Here is a 19,066-nt window from a genome sequence, read left to right on the forward strand (position 1 = left end):
GGAACGAGGCGGGAGGGAACGGCTGGCGGGCGACGGCTTGCATGGTCCGATCCTCTCAGCCATGCGGCGGTGCAGCGTGAGCCAGCGGCACCGACCGCCTGTAGGCCACGGGCCAAGACGGCTGTCGTCAGCCGGCGGCCGGGCGGCCCGCCGTCAGGCCGCGACGGCCACCCGCTGGCCCTTGCCCACGCCCAGGCGCGTGGGCGACACGTACTGCTCGCGGTAGATCTCGAAGGGCATGGTGTCGGCCATCTCGATGCGCTTCTGCTCCTGGATCGAGTCCTCGGTCATGCGCGCGAATACGGCGCGCTGGGCGTCGGAGAAGGGCAGCGCCATCAGCGCGGCGCGGGTCTGCTCGGAGCGCGCGCGGATGAAGCCGATGAAGGAGTTGGCATGCTCGTGCTCGATGGCCGCGAGCACGCGCGCCGAGGGCAGGCTGTCGGGGTTGCCCAGCGCCTCGCGCGCGGCGCGCACCGCCTCGGCATGGGCCGTGCCGCCGTGCGCGGCATCGAGCCGCTCGGCGATCGGCGCGCATTGCTCGACCAGCTCCAGGCCCCAGTCGACCAGCGACACCGGCTGGCCGCCGCGCAGCAGCGCCAGGCCCGGCTCGCGGCCGCGCGCGGCCGTCAGGTGCTGGTTGTGCGCCAGATCGGCGATCTCCTGCGGCGTGTCGTCGGGGCTGTCGCTGAGCAGGCAGTGCAGCAGGAACACGTCGAGGAAGCGCATGGTCTGGGCGTTGATGCCCACGGCCTCGAAGGGATCGAGGTCCATCAGCCGCACCTCGACGTACTCGACGCCGCGCTCGCGCAGCGCATGCAGCGGGCGCTCGCCGGGGTTGATCACGCGCTTGGGGCGGATGGTGCCGTAGAACTCGTTCTCGATCTGCAGCAGGCTGGTGCCGAGCTGGTTGTAGTCGCCGCCGAGGTTGCGGATGCCGATGGCCTCGTAGGCCGGCCAGGGGCGCGTGAGCGCGTCCTGCAGCGAGGCACCGTAGCCCTCGAGGCTGTTGTAGCTCACGGCCAGCGAGGCCTGCGCGTCGCTCTGGTAGCCCAGGCGGCCCATGCGCAGCGAGGTGCCGTGCGGCATGAACATGCTGCCGTCGCCCAGCGGCTGCAGCTCGTGCGGGCGACCCGCGACGAAGCTCGAGCACAGCGCCGGCGAGGCGCCGAACAGGTACAGCAGCAGGAAGGCGTGGCGGCGGAAATTGCGGATCAGCGCGAAATACGCTTCGCTCGACACCTCGGGCAGCGACCAGTTGTAGTGGATGCCCGAGATGGTCTGCATGCGGCGGCCGTAGCGGTGGCTCAGGCCCATGCGGTAGACGCTCTTGGCGCGGCCCACGTTCGACGAGCCGTAGCGGCCGATCGGAATGGTCTCGTCGGTCGGCAGGCCGCAGGGCATGCTCGAGACCCACATGCGCTCGTCGCCGAGCTGGTCGAGCACGCGGTAGGTGAACTGGTGGACGCGGGTCAGCTCGTCGAGCGCGGCCTCGGCGTCGCCGTGCACGCCCGTGATCAGCTCGAGCTGCGACTCGCTGAAGTCGGTCGTGATGTGCGGATGGGTCAGCGCCGAGCCGAGCGCGAGCGGATGGGGCGTCAGCGCGAGCTTGCCGTCGGGCAGCGCGCGCAGGCTTTCCTTCTCGATGCCGCGCCGCATGCCTTTCAACCGCCCGGCCGAGAGCGAACCCAGCCTCTCCTGCAATCTGTTGCTCATATTGTTATGACCCATCAATCTTCTGAGGGGCTGGAAGGTAGCACGGCGGCGCGGGCGCTGCTCGTACAGGGAAACCCGCTGCCGGCTATGCTGCGGTCCGCTATTTTTTCCATAGCATCACCTTTCGACGCGCTGACGCGATCAGCTCTTTTCGGGGGTCCGCGGCGCAGCGCCCGAGCGGCCCGCGAGGCCGGCCAGGTCGATCTCGTCGGACTGGTAGACGTGGATCTGCGGCGGCCCGTCGGCCATCGCGGCCAGCGCCTTGCCGAAGGCGCGCGAGGCCTCGACGCGGAAATGCACCTGCAGCGCCGCCATGTCGCTCCAGCGCTCGACGAAGGTGAGCTGCAGCGGCTGCAGCGCGTCGGTCGAGACCTCGTGCGAGAGGCAGCCGGGCTCGGCGCGCGAGCGCTGCACGTGCTCGACGCTGATCGCCAGCATGGCCTGCAGGGTGTCGGGCTTGGCGGTGGCATGGCCGATGACGAGGATCATGGGATGTCTCCTTTCGAGTGTCGCGGGCGCCTCGGCCCGCCGGTTCAGCGTGCGAGCACGCGCAGCAAGAAGGCGTTGAGGTCGCCGATCTCCTCGATGCAGACCGAGTGCGCCATCGCGTACTCGTGCCATTCGATGGTGTAGCCCAGTGCCGCGAGCGCGTCGCGCGACTGCTGGGCGCGCGCGATCGGCACCACCGGATCCTGCCGGCCATGGGCCAGGAACACCGGCGTGTCGTGGTTGGCCGCATGGCGCTCGGCCGCGGTGGTGGCCGCGATCGGCAGGTAGCCCGAGAGGCCGACGATGCCCGCGAGCCGCTCGCCATGGCGCAGCCCGGTCATCAGCGCCATCGCGCAACCCTGCGAGAAGCCGGCCACCACGATGCGCTCGGCCGCGATGCCGCGCGCCTTCTCGTTGGCGATCAGCGCCTCGATCGTGGCCTGCGAGCGGCGCAGGCCGGCCTCGTCCTCGCGCGCCACCAGGTCGGCCACCGCGATGTCGTACCAGGCCGGCATCTGGTAGCCGCCATTGATGGTGACCGGGATCACGGGCGCGTTCGGGAACACGAAGCGCACCGGGCCCACGCTGGCGAGGTCGAGCTCGTTGGCGATGGGCACGAAGTCGTTGCCGTCGGCGCCCAGGCCATGCATCACGATCACCGTGGCGGTGGGATGGGGGGCGGTTTCGATCTCGATGGGGGGACGGGACATGGTCGGTGAAAGTCGTGAAAAAGTACGCCAAACAGGCGCGGATGGCCGGACCTTAGCGCATTCGGGCGGCCCGGGACATTGATCCAGCGCAGGGATCCGGTGCATCCCGCGCACCCGGACGGCCGCTCGGCCGACTTGCGCGGCGCGGCCACGCCCCCAAGATGGTCCGCAAGAACCCCAGCGAAGGACCCCGCGTGAGCCATTCCCCACCCCTGGTAGACACCAAGCTCGGCGGCCTCGTGCTTGTCTGCGGCGAATGCGAGGCGCGCAAGGACGGCCCCGCGAAGCTGCAGGCCAGGCCGGTGCGCAAGGAACTCAAGCACGAGCTGCGCGATGTGCCGATTCGGCTGCGCGTGGTGCAGTCCAGTTGCCTGGGCCTGTGCCCGAAGAAGGCGATGGCGCTGGCGGCCGTGGCGCAGGGCCATGCGCCGCTGGTCGCGGAGGTCTGCCGCGACGAGGATGTCGCGGCCTTCGCGCGGGCGCTGGCCAAGTCGGTCCGCTGACCGGCGCCTTATTCCGCCTTGATCCCGGTCGCCTTCACGATCTGCGCATAGCGCTCGTACTCGGCCGCCACCTGGCCCTGGAACTGGCGCTGCGCGAAACCGGTGGCCTCGATGCCCTGGGCCGCGAGGTCGGCGCGCGCGGCCGGCGTGCGCACGATGCGGCCGGCCTCCTGCGCGATCGCGTCGACCACCGGCTGCGGCGTGTTCGCGGGCGCGAACAGGCCGAACCAGGTGCCGGCGCGGTAGCCGGGGTAGCTCTCGCCCAGGGTCGGCACCTCGGGCAGCAGCGGATGGCGCTTCTCGCCGCCCGTGCCCAGCGCCACCAGCCGGCCGCTGCGGATGTGCGGCAGCGCCGGGCCCACGGCGATCAGCATCACGTCGACCTGGCCCGCGATCACGTCCTGCATGCCCAGCGGGCCGCCGCGGTACGGGATGTGGGTCACGTAGATGCCGGCCTTCTGCTTGAACAGCTCCATGCCCAGCTGCTGCGGGCTGCCGTTGCCGGCCGAGGCGTAGTTGATGCGGCCCGGCTGCGCCTTGGCGGCGCGCACGAAGTCGGCCACGCTGCGATAGCCGGTCTTGGGGTTGGCCACCAGCACGAAGTCGATCTGGCCCAGCGACACCACCGGCACCAGGTCGCGCCGCGCGTCGTAGGGCAGGCTGGCCTGCAGGTTCGGCAGGATGGTGATCGGGCCGTCGGCGCCCACCAGCAGCGAATAGCCGTCGGGCTGCGCCTTGGCGAGCCCGTCGGCCGCGAGGATGCCGGCCGCGCCGGCCTTGTTGTCGACCACCACGGGCTGCTTCCATTGCTCCGACAGCCGCGTCGAGAGGTAGCGCGCGAGCACGTCGGGCGAGCTGCCGGGCGTGTTGGCCACGGTGATGTGGACCGCCTTGGCCGGATAGGAAGCAGCGGGGGTTTGCGCCTGCGCGCCCAGGGCGATCGACGCGCCGGCCCACAACAGGAGGGCCGGCTTCAGAAGGGAGGGGACGCGCATGGAGAACTTTCGGGTACGGGCTGGAGAACGCGCGCGATTCTGTCGCGCCGCCGCCCGCGCGCGAACGACCCATTCGTCAGATGCTTAGGCCGATCCGGGCATAAGCGCCCGGTTCAAGCCGCGCGCAGCGCGTCCAGGCGGCCGTAGAACGCGTCGACCTGCCGCTGCGCGCCCTCGCGCATCGCCGCGTTGCGCAGCGCGCAGCTCGCGGCGTCCTCCACCGCGCCGGCCTCGCCCACCTGGCGCGAGGCGTCCTGCACGAAGCGGCACATCGGATAGCGGCGCTCGCCGAAGGCGCGCAAGGTGGCATCGGAAATGCCGTGGTCGGCCAGCATCTCGGCCAGCACCACCGCGTCCTCCACCGCCATCGCCCCGCCCTGTCCCATGAACGGCGTCGAGGCATGGGCCGCGTCGCCGATCAGCAGGAGGCGCCCCGCATGCCAGGGCAGCGGCGCCTGCACTTCCTCGACCGCGGTGTAGAGCAGCTCCGAGTCCGCGCCGAGCTGGTCGAGGAAGGGCAGCGCCGGTCCGCCGAACTCGGCGAAGCGCTCGCGCATGCGCGCGGGCCAGTCCTCCTTCGGATACCAGCGGCCGGCCGGCTCGGCCACGGTGCCGAACAGGTAGAGCCGGTCGTCGGCGATCGGCATGATGCCCAGCCGCTTGCCGATGCCCATCAGCATGATCTTGGCCACCAGCGCGCGCGGCCGCTCGTGCACGCTGCGCCAGACGCCGAAGCCGGTGTAGCGTGGCGCGAGCGGTCCCGTCACCTGTTCGCGCAGCTGCGAGCGGATGCCGTCGGCGCCGACGACCAGGTCGAAGGCCTGCGCCGTGCCGTCGGACAACAGCACCCGCGCGCGCTCGCCCTCGGCGGCGATCCGCTCCACCGTGGTCGCGAGCCGGATCTCCACGCCCAGCGCCGACAACCTGTCCGCAAGCACGCGATGCATCTCCGAACGCTTGATGCCCACGATCGGCACCGCGCCGCCCTGCGAGCGCGGATAGAACACGTCGACGATCGGCGCGCCGAGGTGGTCGAGGTAGACGTTGCGCCCGTCCTCGATCGCGAAGCCGGCCTCGAGGATGCGCGGCAGCACGCCCACCGCGCGCAGTGCCTCGAGGCCGTTGCCGTAGATGAAGATGCCCGAGCTCTGGAAGCGCCATTCGGCCTGCTTCTCGACCAGCGTGACGCCGAAACCCCGGCTCGCCAGCGCGATCGCCACCGAGCAGCCCGCGATGCCGGCGCCCACGACGAGGATGCGTTCGGGCCGCGTCATGCGTGCACCGCCGCGAGCGCGGCGCTCACCCGTTCGATGTTCGAGGGATTGAGCCCCGCGACGCACAACCGCCCCGAGCCCACGAGGTAGACGCCGAAGCGTTCGCGCAGTGCATCGATCCGCGCGGGCGCCAGTCCCGTGTAGCTGAACATGCCGTGCTGCGCCACCAGGTAGTCGGAGCCCGGCCCTAGCGCCCGATGCAACGCCGTGCGCATCGCGCGCATGCGCAGCCGCATCGCCTCGAGCTCGGCGCGCCATTGCGATTCGAGCGCGCGGTCCGACAGGATCGCCTGCACCAGCGCCGCGCCTTGTCCCGGCGGGCACGAATAGCTGCGCCGGATGCCGAGCTTGAGCCGGCCCAGCAGCCGCGCCGCATCGGCGCCCGGCGCATGCACGGCGAGCGCACCCACGCGTTCGCCATAGAGCGAGAAGATCTTCGAGAACGAGCTCGCCACCAGGCAGGCGATGCCGCGGCGCACGCATTCGCGCACCGCCCAGGCATCCTCGTCCACGCCCTGCGCGAAGCCCTGGTAGGCCATGTCGAAGAAGGGCAGCAGGCCGCGCTGCGCGATGGTGTCGAACAGCGCGCGCCACTCCTCGTGCGAGGGATCCACGCCGGTCGGGTTGTGGCAACAGGGATGCAGCAGCACGATGTCGCCGGCCGGAAGCTTGCCGAGCGTGGCGATGGCACCGTCGAGGTCGAAGCCGCCGGTCCTTCCGTCGTAATAGGGATAGTGATCGACGCGCAGCCCCGCGCCCTCGAAGATCGCCGCATGGTTGGCCCAGGTCGGGTCGGGCATCCACACCGTGGCCTCGGGCGACAGGTCCTTCAGCAGGTCCGCGCCGGTCTTGAGTGCGCCGGTGCCGGCCACGGTCTGCACCACCACGAGCGGCGCCGTTGCCACCTCGCCGAACACCAGCCGCCGCACCGCGTCGCGGTAGGGCTGCGCCCCCTCGGTCGGCGCATAGACGCTGGGCGCATCGGCCTCGGCCAGCAGCGCGCGCGCCGCGCGCACCGAAGCCAGCACCGGCACCCGGCCCTGCTCGTCGCAATAGATGCCGATGCCGAGGTTGACCTTGTGCGGCCGCGGGTCGGCCTTGTAGGCCTCGAACAGGCCGAGGATGGGATCGTCGGCATGGGCCGGCAGTTGATCGAACACGCGTGCTCCAGAAAGAAAAACGAAAGGAAGGACTCAGAGCCGCGTGCGCACCGACCACAGCTCGGGAAAGAAGCGGTGGTCGACCACGCTGCGCAGCCAGCCCACGCCGGCCGAGCCGCCCGTGCCGGGCTTGAAGCCCAGGATGCGTTCGACCGAGACGAAATGGCGCCAGCGGTACTGCGAGAACACGTCGGCGATGTCCATCAGCGCCTCGCCGAGCCGGTAGAGATCGTTCTCGGGCGCCGGATCGCCGTAGACCTGCAGCCATGCGGCCTCCACGCCCGCGTTCGGCGCATAGCTCGCCGACCAGTCGCGCGCCAGCGCCTCGGCCGGCACGGGCACGCCGCGCCGGTGCAGCAGCGCGAGCACGTCGTCGTAGAGGCTGGGCGCATTCAGCGCGCGTTCCATGTACGGCCACACCTCGGGGTTGTTGGCATGCGCGCGCGCCAGCGGAATCGACTTGTTGCCGAGGATGAATTCCACGTGCCGGTACATGTAGGACTGCTGGCCCGAGGCGATGCCCAGCGTGTTGCGGAACTGGTTGAACTCGTGCGGCGTGATGGTCGAGAGCACGTCCCAGGTCTTGGCCAGGAACTCGAGCAGCGCGCGCACCCGCGGCGCGAGCTGCAGCGCGCCGGCCACGTCGTCGGCGCGCACGCGCAGCTGCATGTTCGAGAGTTCGTAGTGGATCGCCTTGAAGCTCAGCTCCTTGCAGTGGGTGATGCACATGAAGACCATCTCGTCGTGGCCCTCGCTGCGCATGTGCTGCAGGCTCAGCAGCAGGTCGTTGCGCTGGTGCTCGAGATAGGGGTTGCTGCGGCCCTCGAACTGCAGCAGCGGCTCGCCGTCGGTGTCCTGCACCGTGGCCGCGCGCTGGTGGTTGTCGCCGGTCGCGATCGGCTTGACCAGCGAAAGCTCGAGCGCGGGATCGCGCACCGCGGGAATCACGCGCTGCCGCCGGGGGCGCGAGGGGGAAGCCGTCATGTCGTCGTCTCTCTGGCCCGCGTGCTGCGCGGGCCGTGATGGGGATGCGGCGATTCTTCGGCCCCGGGGCCGGCGGCTCAACCTCCGGCGCGCCGGATTTGGTCACCGTTCGTCCGTGACCGGACGATGACGGCGTTCAGGCGGCGCCGTGGCGCCGGGCGTAGGCGCTGGGCGTGAGCCCGGTCCAGCGCTGGAAGGCGCGCGAGAAGGCCTTTTCCGACTCGTAGCCCACCGACTCGGCCACCTGGTGCAGGCTCAGCTGCCGGTTCTTGAGCTTCTCGGCCGCCAGCGTCATGCGGTAGGAGCCCAGGTAGTGCATCGGCGTCACGCCCACCAGCGTGCGGAAGCGCTCGCTGAAGATGGTGCGCGACAGGTAGCTGGCCTGCGCCAGCGTCGCCACCGACCACGGATGGGCGGGCCGCTCGTGCATCAGCGCCATGGCGCGCGCGATGCTCTCGTCGTCGAGCCCGCGCAGGGTGCCCAGGCGCTCGGCCGGCGCGGCGGGACCGGCCGGCGCCGCCGACGGCTGCGCGTACAGGTGCTCGCAGAGGATGTGGACCAGCAGCAGGTCGGCCATGCGCGCGGCCGAGAGCTGCCAGCCCGGGCGCTGGGCCACGGTCTCGTTGACCAGCGTCTCCATCGCCAGCGCGAGCGAAGCCGTGGTGGGAATCTGCGCCTGGCGCAGCACGATCAGCGGCGGCAGGCTCGCGATGATCGAGCCCAGCCCCTGGGCCGGCAGCCACAGGTGCAGCGAGAACAGCTCGGTGACCGGACCGCCGCCGCCGTGCGAGAACACGATCGGATGGTCGCCGTGGCGGCCGGTGGAATGCGCGGCGATCAGCTCGCGGAACGGCCGCGCCTCGAGCCCCGGCGCCGACGACACGGTGTGCGCGCCGCCCTGCGGCAGCATCGCGATGTCGTGCGGCGCCACCTGCACCGGCTCGGCATCGGCCACCGAAATCCAGTAGGGCGCGCCGGTGCACAGGCGGATCAGCGGGCCGTCCACGCCGGTCGAGTGCAGCGCCCAGGGCGCCGAGAGCGAGAAGCGCGCCGTGACGGCACGCTCGGACTTGTAGCCCGCGAGCAGGTGGCTCAGTGCGTCGCCGTCGCGTCCCGTGTCCATGCTGTTGCGTCGTGGCGTCCGTGGTCTGTCCGATTCGCGCGGATTATCTGGCATGGAAGCCGGGCGATTCGCCGCGGCGCGCCCACGACGGCGCGGTATGCAACACAATGGCGGCTCGCATGAAGACAACGACCTCGCAACCGAAGCCCCGAATGGCCCACGCAACCTTCGACAGCGAAAGCCAGCTGCGCGACCGCGGACTGCGCGTCACGCGCGCCGCCCAGACCGTGCTCGAGCTGCTCGAGCACACCTCCCAACCGCTCACGCACGACGAAGTCGCCGCGGCCTACACCACCGCCACCGGCGAGGAACCCGACCGGGTCACGATCTACCGCGTGCTCGACCGGCTGGTCGAGGTCGGCCTGTGCGACCGGCGCGTCGGCGCCGACCGCGTGAACCGCTTCGCGCGCCACGTCGAGGCCGCCTCGGGCAACACCTTCGAGTGCGACCAGTGCCACAAGGTGCTGGCCCTGCCCTCCGACCCCGAACTGCCGAAGGTCATGGGCCGGCTCGGCCGCGCGCTGCGCAAGCAGGGCATCGACACCCGCCGCACCGCGCTCACCCTGCACGGCACCTGCGGCGACTGCGTGCCGGCCGAAGCCGCACCCGCGGCCCGGCCCGCCGCCCGCCCTACACGTTCCAGGACGGGAAAGGGTCCGGCAGGTTCTGCCACCACGAGGCGCCGTAGCGCATCTCTTCCTCGGTGAGCAGGCAGGCATCGAGCCGCGCGCGCAGCGCGGCCTCGTCCATGCCGATGCCGATCAGCACCAGTTCCTGCCGCGCGTCGCCCGTGGCCGGGTCCCAGTGGCTCTGGATCAGCGCCAGTCCCTCGGGATCGCTGGGCCAGTGCTCGCGCGGCACGGCCGCCCACCAGAAACCCGCCGCGCCGTAGCGGCAGGCGCCCCCGGCCTGCGACCAGTTGCCCGCGCGCGTGGGCCGGCTCGCGAGCCAGAAGAAACCCTTGGAGCGCACCACGCCCTCCCATTCCTCCTGCACCAGGTCCCAGAAACGCTGCGGATTGAACGGCAGCCGCGCGCGGTAGACGAAGCTGCGGATGCCGTAGGCCTCGCTCTCGGGCAGGTGCTCGCCGCGCAGCTCGGCCAGCCAGCCCGGCGCCTGCTCGGCCTGCGCGAAATCGAACAGGCCGGTGTCGAGCACCCGGTCGAGCGAAATGCGGCCGAACTGCGACAGCTCGATGCGCGCGCGCGGATTCAGGCTTTTCAGGATCGCCATCAGCCGCTCGCGCTCGGCCGCGCTCACCAGGTCGGTCTTGTTGAGCACCAGCACGTCGCAGAACTCGATCTGCTCGATCAGCAGGTCGACCACGGTGCGCGCGTCCTCGTCGCCCAGCGACTGGCCGCGCTGCCGCAGGCTGTCGGCCGAGCCGTAGTCGCGCAGGAAGTTGAAGGCATCGACCACCGTGACCATGGTGTCGAGCCGCGCCACGTCGGCCAGGCTCTTGCCGTCCTCGCCCGCGAAGGTGAAGGTCTCGGCCACCGGCAGCGGCTCGGAGATGCCGGTCGACTCGATCACCAGCTGGTCGAAGCGGCCCTCCTTCGCGAGCCGCCCGACCTCGATCAGCAGGTCCTCGCGCAAGGTGCAGCAGATGCAGCCGTTGCTCATCTCGACCAGCCGCTCGTCGGTGCGCGACAGCTCGGCCCCGCCCTCGCGCACCAGCGCGGCGTCGATGTTGACCTCGCTCATGTCGTTGACGATCACCGCCACGCGGCGGCCCTCGCGGTTGTGCAGGATGTGGTTGAGCAGCGTGGTCTTGCCGGCGCCGAGAAAGCCGGACAGCACGGTGACGGGGAGGCGTTGGGGCATGGCGTGGGTCTCGTTGATATGCAACTGCATTGCATTATATGAATGACGCAACACGGTTGCATGTAACCCGAAAAACCGCCCGCCACCGCCCTCTCCGGCCGCGCCGATAGACTCGGGGCCCGCCTCCGCCTTCCCGCCGCCGATGACCCCGCCCGTGCTCTACAGCTTCCGCCGCTGCCCCTATGCGATGCGCGCCCGCCTCGCGCTGGCGGCGAGCGGCCAGCGCTGCGAGCTGCGCGAGGTCGAGCTCAAGCGCAAGCCGCCCGAGATGCTGGCCGCCTCGCCCAAGGGCACGGTGCCGGTGCTCGTGCTGGCCGACGGCAAGGTGATCGACCAGAGCCTGGACATCATGCGATGGGCGCTCGCGGCCCACGATCCGCTGCGCTGGCTGCGGCCCAGCGACACCGAGGCGCTGGTCGCCGCCTGCGACGACCGCTTCAAGCCGCAGCTCGACCGCTACAAGTACCCGGGCCGCTTCGCCGACGCGGTGCAGGCCGAGGCCCGCGAGCAGGGCGCGCGCTTCCTGCGCGAGCTCGAGGCGCGGCTGGCCGCCTCGGCCTTCCTGCTCGGCGCCCACGCCACCCTGGCCGACGCCGCGCTGATGCCCTTCGTGCGCCAGTACGCGATGGTCGAGCCGGCCTGGTTCGAGGCCCAGCCCTGGCCGCGGCTGCGCGCCTGGCTCGCGGACTGGATCGCCTCGCCGTTGTTCGACAGCGTCATGCGCAAGAACCCGCCCTGGCGCAGCGGCGAGGCCGGCATCGCCTTCCCATGAGCACGCGCCTGCATTTCGACCTCACGACGGTCCAGCTCTTCATCGCCACCGCCGAGCTCGGCGGCGTCACGCGCGGCGCCGAGCGCATGCACATGGCGCCGGCCGCGGCCTCGCGCCGCATCCTCGAGCTCGAATCGCAGTTCGGCGTGGCGCTGTTCGAGCGCCGCCCGCACGGCATGGTGCTGACCGATGCCGGGCGCGCGATGCTCGCGCATGCGCGCAACATCACGCACACCGTGCTGCGCATGCAGGACGACGCGGCCTCCTACCTCGGCGGCGAGCAGGGCGTGGTGCGCGTGGCGGCGCCGAAGTCGGCGGTGATCCAGTTCATGCCGCGCGACATCGAGCGCTGCGCCGCCGCCTGCCCCGGCGTGCGCATCGACCTGCAGGAGATGAACAGCCAGGTGGTGCAGCAGGCGCTGCGCCGCGGCACGGTCGACATCGGCATCTACGAGGCCAGCCTCGGCGCCATCGACCTGCCGATGCTGCCCTACCGCGGCGACCGGCTGGTGGCCGTCACCGCACGCGGCCATGCGCTGGCCGGCCGGCGCGAGGTGGTGCTCGAGGACATCCTGGCCTGCGACCTGATCGTGCTCAACGAGGGCTCGGCGATCTCGATCATGCTGGCGCGGCTGGCCGACGAGACCGGCCAGCTGCTGCGCATGCGCATGCGCGTGGGCGGCTTCGACAGCATCGCGGCGCTGGTGGCGCAGGACCTGGGCATCGGCGTCATGCCGGTGGCGATCGCGCGCCACGTGGCGGCGGGCAGCCGCTTCGCGCGATTGCCGATCCGCGGCGACTGGGCGCGGCGCCAGTTCGTGCTGTGCCATCGCGCCGGGGATTCGCTGTCGCGTGCCGCGGCCAGCGTGGCGCGCGTGCTCGCGGATACGCAAAACGCGAATCCAGCCTCGCCCAAATAGCGATGGCGCCCGGTGCGGGCCTTGCGCACCATCCGTCGAACCTGAAGAACGACGGAGACATCGCAGCATGCAACGCAGAAGCTTCACCCTGGCGGCCGCGGCCGCCCTCGCCGCACCGGCACTGGTGCGCGCCGCGAACGAGGCGGCGCCACCGGCCGGCCCCGTGAAGATCGTGGTCGGCTTCGCGCCCGGCGGCGGCACCGACGTGCTGGCGCGCGTCATCGGCCAGAAGCTGGGCGCGATGTGGAACGCATCGGTGGTGGTCGAGAACAAGCCCGGCGCCACCGGCGCGATCGCGGCCGACTACGTGAGCAAGCAGCCGCCCGACGGCAACACGCTGCTGATGGCGCACGTCAACAGCCACGCGATCGCGCCGGCGCTGCTGACCGGCGTGCGCTACGACCCGCGGCGCGACTTCACGCCGCTGACCCTGGTGGGCGTGACGCCGAACATGCTGACTTGCGCGCCCGCGCAGAAGGCGCGCACCCTGCCCGACGTCGTGGCGCTGTGCCGCGAGCGGCCGGGGCGCGTGTCCTTCGGCTCCTCGGGCATCGGCTCGGCGCAGCACCTGGCCTTCGAGATGTTCAAGCTGCAGGCCAGGGTCGATGCGGTTCATGTGCCCTACAAGGGCTCGAGCGCGCTGATCGTCGACCTGCTCGGTGGGCAGATCGACTACGCCTTCGACACCATGACCGCGGCCACGCCCTTCGTGAAGCAGGGCAAGGTGATCGCGATCGCGCAGACGCGGCTGCAGCGCGCGCGCAGCCATCCCACCGTGCCCACGCTTGCCGAGTCGGGCTTTCCGGGGCTGGATGCGGCTTCGTGGTACGGCCTGGTCGGCCCGCGCGGCATGGCCGCGCCGATGGTGCAGCGCATGAGCGAGGACATCAACCGCGTGCTGGCCCTGCCCGACATCGCGCAGCGGCTCGACGAGTTCGGCGCCGAGGACGCGGGCGGCAGCCCCGAGAAGTTCGGCGCCTTCATCGCGAGCGAGTACGCCAAGTGGGGCCGCATCGTGAAAGAAGCCGGCGTACGCGCCGATGCTTGAGACCATTTTCCTTTCCCCCTGAAAGACGCCAACCGATGAGCGACACCTCCTCCTCCCGTCCCCTCCCCTTGGCCGGCGTGCGCGTGCTCGACGTGAGCCAGGTCATGGCCGGCCCCTATGCCTGCATGCTGCTGGCCGACCTCGGCGCCGACGTCATCAAGATCGAACCGCCGCAGGGCGGCGACCAGACGCGCGGCGCCATGGGCTTCAAGCTCAAGGGCACGGACAGCATGGGCTTCCTCAACATGAACCGCAACAAGCGCTCGATCGCGCTCGACCTCAAGTCCGACAGCGGGCGCGAGGTGCTCTACAAGCTGGTGGCGCAGGCCGACATCCTGGTGGAGAACTACCGCCCCGGCGTGATGAAGCGGCTGCGCACCGACTACGAGACGCTCAGCGCGATCAACCCGCGGCTGGTCTACGTCAGCATCTCGGGCTTCGGCCAGACCGGGCCCTGGGCCGGCCGGCCGGGCTTCGACCTGATGGCGCAGGCGATGTCGGGGATCATGAGCGTGACCGGCCATCCCGACGGCCCGCCCGCCAAGGCCGGCGTGCCGGTGGCCGACATCGGCTGCGCGCTGTTCGCCACCTACGGCATGCTGTCGGCCTACATCGGCGCCAAGGCCACGGGACGCGGCCAGTACGTCGATGCCTCGCTGTTCGATTCCGCGCTGGCCTTCTCGATCTGGGACATCAGCGAGTACTGGGGCACCGGCCGCGAACCCGAGCAGCTCGGCACCGCCAACCGCATGAGCGCGCCCTACCAGGCGATGAAGGCGGCCGACGGCCATTTCGTGATGGGCGCGACCAACCAGAAGCTGTGGCAGACGCTGTGCGCCACGCTGGAGCGGCCCGACCTGCTCGAGGACGCGCGCTTCGCGACGGTATCGCTGCGCCTCGCGAACCGGCACGCGCTGATCGAAAGCCTCGAGCGCAGCTTCGCGCAACAAGGTTGCGAACACTGGATCGACCGGCTGCTGGCCGTGGGCATTCCGGCCGGGCCGATCCTCAGCTACCCCGAGGCCTTCGAGAGCGAGCATGGCCGGCACCGCCGCATGCGCATCGAGATCGACCATCCGGTGGAGGGCAAGGTGCCCAACATCGGCTTCGCGGTGAAGATGGGCGGCACGCCGCAGCAGGTGCGGCGCGCGCCGCCGCTGCTCGGGCAGCACACGGCCGAGGTGCTGGCCGAGCTCGGCATCGATGCGTCGGCGCAGCGCGAGCTGGCCGCGGCCGGAGCCTTCGGGTCATGAGCGAAGGCAGCGTTCATCTCTCGGTGACGGCGGGCATCGCCACGCTGGTGTTCGACCGGCCGGCCGCGCGCAATGCCATGACCTGGTCCATGTACCAGTCGCTCGCCGCGCACTGCGAATCGCTGGCCGCGCGCGCCGGCGAGGTGCGCGTGGCGGTGCTGCGCGGCGCGGGCGGCCAGGCCTTCGTGGCCGGCACCGACATCGCGCAGTTTCGCGACTTCGCGGACGGCGACGACGGCGTGGCCTACGAGCGGCGCATCGATGCCGGCATCGGCCTGATCGAGGCGCTGCCGATGCCGACCGTGGCGGTGGTCGAGGGCTGGGCCGTGGGCGGCGGGCTCGCGATCGCGACCGCCTGCGACTTCCGGCTCGCGACGCCGGGCGCGCGCTTCGGCGTGCCGATCGCGCGCACGCTGGGCAACACGCTGTCGTCGCTGAACTTCGCGCGGCTGCGCGCGGCCTGGGGCCTGCAGCCGGTGCGGCGCATGCTGCTGCTGGCGCAGATCCTCGATGCGAACGAGGCGCTGGCCTGCGGCTTCCTCGAACAGGTCTGCGCGGCCGAGGCGCTCGACGGCGCGCTGCAGTCGCTGTGCGCGCGGCTGGCCGCGCTGGCGCCCGTGACGCAGGCGGCCGCCAAGGAAGCGCTGCGCCGCGGCACGACGCAGGGCGCGCCCGACACCGACGACCTCGTGCGCCGCTGCTACGGCAGCGCCGATTTCGCCGAGGGCGTGGCGGCCTTCACCGAGGGACGGCCGCCGGCCTGGCGCGGCCGCTGATCAGGCCGCGAGCGCGCGCGCCGAGGCGCGCTGGATGCATTCGACGAAGTGCTGCGCGGCCGGCGTCAGCAACTGGCCGCGGCGCTTGACCACGCAGACGTTGAGCGTCGGCAGCGTCTCGACCACGTCCACGCGCCGGATGCCGTGGCGCTTGAAGCTCAGCGCGGCCAGCGGCTCGACGAACAGGCCGATCAGGTCCATCTGCCCGACCAGCGACAGCGCGACCGTGACCGAGTGGCCCTGGATCACGCGCTGCGGCGCCGGCAGGCCCAGCGGCAGCAGCGCCGAGATCGATTCGCGGCCGCTGAAGTGATCGTCGCCCGGCAGGATCCACTCGGCGGTCGCGAGCTCGGCCATCGAGCGGCTCGCGCGCAGCGGATGGCGTTCGCGCAGCCCCACCACCAGCTTCACCGGAAACAGCTCGATGGCCTCGAACTGCGGGTCGAGCCGGCCCGGCACCACGTGCGCCACCGCGAAGTCGAGCGAGCCTTCGCGCAGCCGCGCCAGCATCCAGGGCAGCACCGCCTCGCTGAACTGCACGTCGACGGCCGGCAGCCGCCCGTGGAAGTCCTTGAACGCCGCCGGCAGGATGGTCTGCGCGAACGAGGTGCTGACGGCCAGCGCGACCCGGCCCGTGAGCCCGTCGCGGATCTGCGCGATCTCCTCGCGGGCGCGCTGCATGTCGGCCAGCAGCATGCGCGCGCGCGGCGCGAAGGCCTCGCCGAAGGGCGTGAGCCGCACGCCCTTGACGCTGCGCTCGACCAGCGGCGCGTCGACCTCGCGCTCGAGCTCGCGCACGATCTTGGTCACCGCGGGCTGCGAGATGCCGAGCACGCGCGCCGCGGCGCGGATGCTCATCTGCTCGACCACCGCGACGAAGGCGTGCAACTGGTTGGGTTTCATGGAGGACGGGTGCCGGACGGGCGACAACCAAAAGTTATCGTACTGGCCCAATTATTGTCTTTTCAGCGAGCAACCGACTCTCTAGCATCCGTCGCGGCCGAAGACCTTCGACCTACCCGCATTCCACAGAACCACACCAACACCCCGAGACATGAGCCCCACCCGTCCCGCGCACAGCGCCGCCAGCCGGCGCCAGACCATCGTCGCCACCACCATCGGCAACGGCCTCGAGTTCTTCGACTTCACCGTCTACGGTTTCCTCGCGCTGGTGATCGGCAAGCTGTTCTTTCCCACCTTCAGCGGCTACGGCCAGCTGCTGCTCACGGTCGCGACCTTCGGCGTCGGCTTCATCATGCGGCCGCTGGGCGGCATCGTGATCGGCGCCTATGCCGACCGCGCGGGCCGCAAGAAGGCCATGACCTTGACCATCTTCCTGATGGCGCTCGGCTGCGCGGTGATCGCCTTCACACCCACCTACGCGAGCATCGGCGTCGCGGCGCCGGTGCTGATCGTGCTGGCGCGGCTGATCCAGGGCTTCTCGGCCGGCGGCGAGGTCGGTGCTTCCACCACGCTGCTGGTGGAGCACGCCACGCCGCAGAACCGCGGCTACATGGCGAGCTGGCAGTTCGCGAGCCAGGGCCTGGGCGTGATGCTCGGCGCGGTGGTGGTGGGCGCGCTCACCTTCACGCTGTCGCCCGAGAACATGCAGAGCTGGGGCTGGCGCGTGCCCTTCGTCCTCGGCATGCTGATCGCGCCGGTGGGCATGTACATCCGCCGCCACCTCGAGGAATCGCTGCAGATCGCGCCCGAATCGGCCACCGCGCCGCGCCGCGAGAGCAGCCTCAAGATCGTCTGCTCGCAGCACGGCAAGACCGTGCTGGCCGCCATCCTCGCGCTGGTCGGCGGCACCACGGCCGCCTACGTCGTCACCTTCTACATGCCGACCTACGCGGTGCGCGAGCTCGGCCTCACGCCCTCGGTGGCGCTGTTCGGTGCCGCGCTCACCGGCCTGATCTCGTTCGCCTTCGCGCCCTTCGTGGGCCTGCTGTCGGACCGCGTGGGCCGCAAGCCGCTGATCCTCTGGAGCCGCGTCTTCCTCGTGGTGCTGATCTACCCGGGCTTCCTCTGGCTCAATGCCTCGCCCACGCCCGCCGTGCTGTTCATCGTGCTCGGCGTGCTGAGCCTGGGCCTGGTGGGCCAGACCGTGCCCGGCATCACGATGCTGCCCGAGATGTTCCCGAAGGCGGTGCGCGCCAGCGGCATGTCGCTGGTCTACAGCGTGGGCGTGGCGCTGTTCGGCGGCTTCGCGCCCTTCATCAGCACCTGGCTGCTCAACGCCACCGGAAGCAAGCTCGCGCCGGCCTGGTACCTGGTCATCATGACCCTGGTCTCGCTGCTGGGCCTGCTCTGGCTGCGCGACCACACGGGCCGCGACATCGACGCGGCCGGCGCGCACGCCTGATCTCCGTCGTCTCGAACATTCCTCCCCACGATCCCTCCATGACCGCTCTCACCCACAGCACCGCCGCCACGCGGCATTTCTCGGGCACCTATGTCGAGGCCCGCGCCAAGTTCCTCGAGGCCGCGCGCGCCCGCGGCGCGGCTATCGAGTCCTTCGTCAACGCTGCCCACCGCGGCGCGCTCGGCGAGGAACTCGCGACCGACGTCGCGCTGCTCGGCGCCATCGACGCCAAGAAGCTACTGCTCGTGACCTCGGGCACGCACGGCCCCGAGGGCTTCTGCGGCTCGGGCGCGCAGGTCGCGACCCTGCATGACGAGGACCTGCTCGCGCGGCTGCAGCAGGCCGGCGTGGCGCTGCTGCTGCTGCATGCCGTCAATCCGCACGGCTTCTCGCACCTGCACCGCACCAACGAAGACAACATCGACCTCAACCGCAACCACATCGACTTCGGCGCGCCGCTGCCGGTGAATGCCGAATACACCGACGTGGAACCGCTGGTGCTGCCCGCGAGCTGGCCGCCGACGCCGGCCGACGAGGCGGCCGTGGCCGCCTACATCGACAAGCACGGCATGCGCGCCTTCCGCGCCGCCGTCACCAAGGGCCAGTACGTTTCACCCGACGGCCTGTTCTACGGCGGCACCGCGCCCTCGTGGAGCAACAGGACCATCCGGTCGATCCTGCGCAAGTACGCGGCCTCGGCCACGCACATCGGCTGGATCGACGTGCACACGGGCCTGGGCCCCTATGGCCACGGCGAGAAGATCTACCCGGGCCGCAACACGCCCGAGGACCTGGCCATGGCCCATGCCTGGTGGGGCGCCGACGTGTTCGCGCCCTTCGCGGGCGACTCGGCCTCGGCCGACGTCTCGGGCCCGGTGATCTCGACCGCCTACGACGAATGCCCGAACGCGCGCATCGCGCCCATGGGCCTGGAGTTCGGCACCCTGCCCGACAACGAGGTGCTCACGCGCCTGCGCGCCGACACCTGGCTGCGCCGCCATCCCGAAGCCTCCGACGCACAGAAGCGCGAGATCCGCCGCCAGCTGCGCGACGCCTTCTACTGCGACAACGACGAGTGGAAGGGCATGGTGCTGGGGCAGACGCGCGTGGTGCTGCTGCAGACGCTGCAGGGCCTGCGCAAGGCCTGAAGACGGGGC

Annotated in this window: 19 protein-coding genes; 9 read left to right on the forward strand and 10 right to left on the reverse strand. The window is 71.0% G+C overall.

What is annotated here, in order from left to right:
* Positions 1-153: 153 nt before the first annotated feature.
* The 3 genes from gshA to BM109_RS01370 form a co-directional block, all read right to left on the reverse strand.
* Positions 154-1,713, reverse strand: a complete 1,560-nt coding sequence (gshA, locus tag BM109_RS01360) for a glutamate--cysteine ligase (RefSeq protein ID WP_093339904.1) — start codon at positions 1,711-1,713, stop codon at positions 154-156.
* Positions 1,714-1,854: 141 nt separating this feature from the next.
* The gene (locus BM109_RS01365) at positions 1,855-2,202 is read right to left on the reverse strand and encodes a putative quinol monooxygenase (protein ID WP_093339905.1); all 348 of its coding nucleotides are present in this window, start codon (positions 2,200-2,202) and stop codon (positions 1,855-1,857) included.
* Between the two features lie 44 nt (positions 2,203-2,246).
* A complete protein-coding gene (locus tag BM109_RS01370; protein WP_093339908.1) occupies positions 2,247-2,912 on the reverse strand; it encodes an alpha/beta hydrolase in 666 nt (221 codons plus the stop codon).
* 194 nt (positions 2,913-3,106) lie between these two features.
* On the opposite strand from BM109_RS01370, the gene BM109_RS01375 reads away from it, so the two are divergent.
* Positions 3,107-3,415 carry a hypothetical protein gene (locus BM109_RS01375; RefSeq protein ID WP_143129052.1) on the forward strand — a complete coding sequence of 103 codons (309 nt, stop codon included), beginning with the start codon at positions 3,107-3,109 and terminating at the stop codon, positions 3,413-3,415.
* Positions 3,416-3,423: 8 nt separating this feature from the next.
* Here the strand turns inward: BM109_RS01375 and BM109_RS01380 are convergent, their stop codons facing one another.
* The 5 genes from BM109_RS01380 to BM109_RS01400 all read right to left on the reverse strand — a co-directional run bounded on the left by BM109_RS01380 (position 3,424) and on the right by BM109_RS01400 (position 8,951).
* Positions 3,424-4,410 (reverse strand): Bug family tripartite tricarboxylate transporter substrate binding protein, encoded by a 987-nt coding sequence (locus BM109_RS01380; protein ID WP_093339912.1) that lies wholly within the window; start codon positions 4,408-4,410, stop codon positions 3,424-3,426.
* Between the two features lie 113 nt (positions 4,411-4,523).
* Complete coding sequence (locus BM109_RS01385; RefSeq protein WP_093339915.1) at positions 4,524-5,684, reverse strand: FAD-dependent oxidoreductase; 1,161 nt, start codon at positions 5,682-5,684, stop codon at positions 4,524-4,526.
* Positions 5,681-6,844, reverse strand: a complete 1,164-nt coding sequence (locus BM109_RS01390; RefSeq protein WP_093339918.1) for an amino acid aminotransferase — start codon at positions 6,842-6,844, stop codon at positions 5,681-5,683. The genes BM109_RS01385 and BM109_RS01390 overlap by 4 nt, the downstream gene beginning before the upstream one ends.
* Positions 6,845-6,877: 33 nt before the next feature.
* A complete protein-coding gene (locus tag BM109_RS01395) occupies positions 6,878-7,828 on the reverse strand; it encodes a tryptophan 2,3-dioxygenase (protein WP_093339921.1) in 951 nt (316 codons plus the stop codon).
* A 136-nt stretch (positions 7,829-7,964) separates the two neighbouring features.
* Positions 7,965-8,951, reverse strand: coding sequence for an AraC family transcriptional regulator (locus BM109_RS01400; RefSeq protein ID WP_093339923.1), 987 nt, complete (start codon positions 8,949-8,951; stop codon positions 7,965-7,967).
* Between the two features lie 152 nt (positions 8,952-9,103).
* Here BM109_RS01400 and BM109_RS01405 point away from each other — a divergent pair, with 152 nt between their 5' ends.
* Positions 9,104-9,658 carry a Fur family transcriptional regulator gene (locus tag BM109_RS01405; RefSeq protein ID WP_256222257.1) on the forward strand — a complete coding sequence of 185 codons (555 nt, stop codon included), beginning with the start codon at positions 9,104-9,106 and terminating at the stop codon, positions 9,656-9,658.
* Here BM109_RS01405 and zigA read toward each other — a convergent pair.
* Positions 9,582-10,775: a zinc metallochaperone GTPase ZigA gene (gene zigA / locus BM109_RS01410; RefSeq protein WP_093341203.1), complete on the reverse strand. Its 1,194-nt coding sequence runs from the start codon at positions 10,773-10,775 to the stop codon at positions 9,582-9,584. The two genes, BM109_RS01405 and zigA, sit on opposite strands and share 77 nt — an antisense overlap.
* 142 nt (positions 10,776-10,917) lie before the next feature.
* Here zigA and BM109_RS01415 point away from each other — a divergent pair, with 142 nt between their 5' ends.
* From BM109_RS01415 to BM109_RS01435, 5 genes are all read left to right on the forward strand, one after another.
* The gene (locus BM109_RS01415; RefSeq protein WP_093339926.1) at positions 10,918-11,547 is read left to right on the forward strand and encodes a glutathione S-transferase; all 630 of its coding nucleotides are present in this window, start codon (positions 10,918-10,920) and stop codon (positions 11,545-11,547) included.
* Positions 11,544-12,467, forward strand: a complete 924-nt coding sequence (locus BM109_RS01420) for a LysR family transcriptional regulator (protein WP_093339928.1) — start codon at positions 11,544-11,546, stop codon at positions 12,465-12,467. Before BM109_RS01415 ends, BM109_RS01420 begins: the two co-directional genes overlap by 4 nt.
* Before the next feature lie 67 nt (positions 12,468-12,534).
* On the forward strand, positions 12,535-13,515 hold the full coding sequence (locus BM109_RS01425; protein ID WP_093339930.1) for a tripartite tricarboxylate transporter substrate binding protein: 981 nt from the start codon (positions 12,535-12,537) through the stop codon (positions 13,513-13,515).
* A gap of 35 nt (positions 13,516-13,550) precedes the next feature.
* Complete coding sequence (locus BM109_RS01430) at positions 13,551-14,768, forward strand: CaiB/BaiF CoA transferase family protein (protein ID WP_093339933.1); 1,218 nt, start codon at positions 13,551-13,553, stop codon at positions 14,766-14,768.
* Complete coding sequence (locus tag BM109_RS01435) at positions 14,765-15,544, forward strand: enoyl-CoA hydratase/isomerase family protein (protein ID WP_093339936.1); 780 nt, start codon at positions 14,765-14,767, stop codon at positions 15,542-15,544. The genes BM109_RS01430 and BM109_RS01435 overlap by 4 nt, the downstream gene beginning before the upstream one ends.
* Here BM109_RS01435 and BM109_RS01440 read toward each other — a convergent pair whose 3' ends face one another.
* Complete coding sequence (locus tag BM109_RS01440) at positions 15,545-16,447, reverse strand: LysR family transcriptional regulator (protein WP_093339939.1); 903 nt, start codon at positions 16,445-16,447, stop codon at positions 15,545-15,547.
* A 151-nt stretch (positions 16,448-16,598) separates the two neighbouring features.
* Between BM109_RS01440 and BM109_RS01445 the strand changes: the two genes are divergently transcribed.
* Positions 16,599-17,909 carry an MFS transporter gene (locus tag BM109_RS01445; protein ID WP_093339942.1) on the forward strand — a complete coding sequence of 437 codons (1,311 nt, stop codon included), beginning with the start codon at positions 16,599-16,601 and terminating at the stop codon, positions 17,907-17,909.
* A 38-nt stretch (positions 17,910-17,947) separates the two neighbouring features.
* Positions 17,948-19,057: a M14 family metallopeptidase gene (locus BM109_RS01450; protein ID WP_093339945.1), complete on the forward strand. Its 1,110-nt coding sequence runs from the start codon at positions 17,948-17,950 to the stop codon at positions 19,055-19,057.
* The last annotated feature ends 9 nt before the right edge of the window (positions 19,058-19,066 follow it).

The sequence above is a fragment of the Variovorax sp. PDC80 genome (assembly GCF_900115375.1).
In the GTDB taxonomy this organism is placed as follows: domain Bacteria; phylum Pseudomonadota; class Gammaproteobacteria; order Burkholderiales; family Burkholderiaceae_C; genus Variovorax.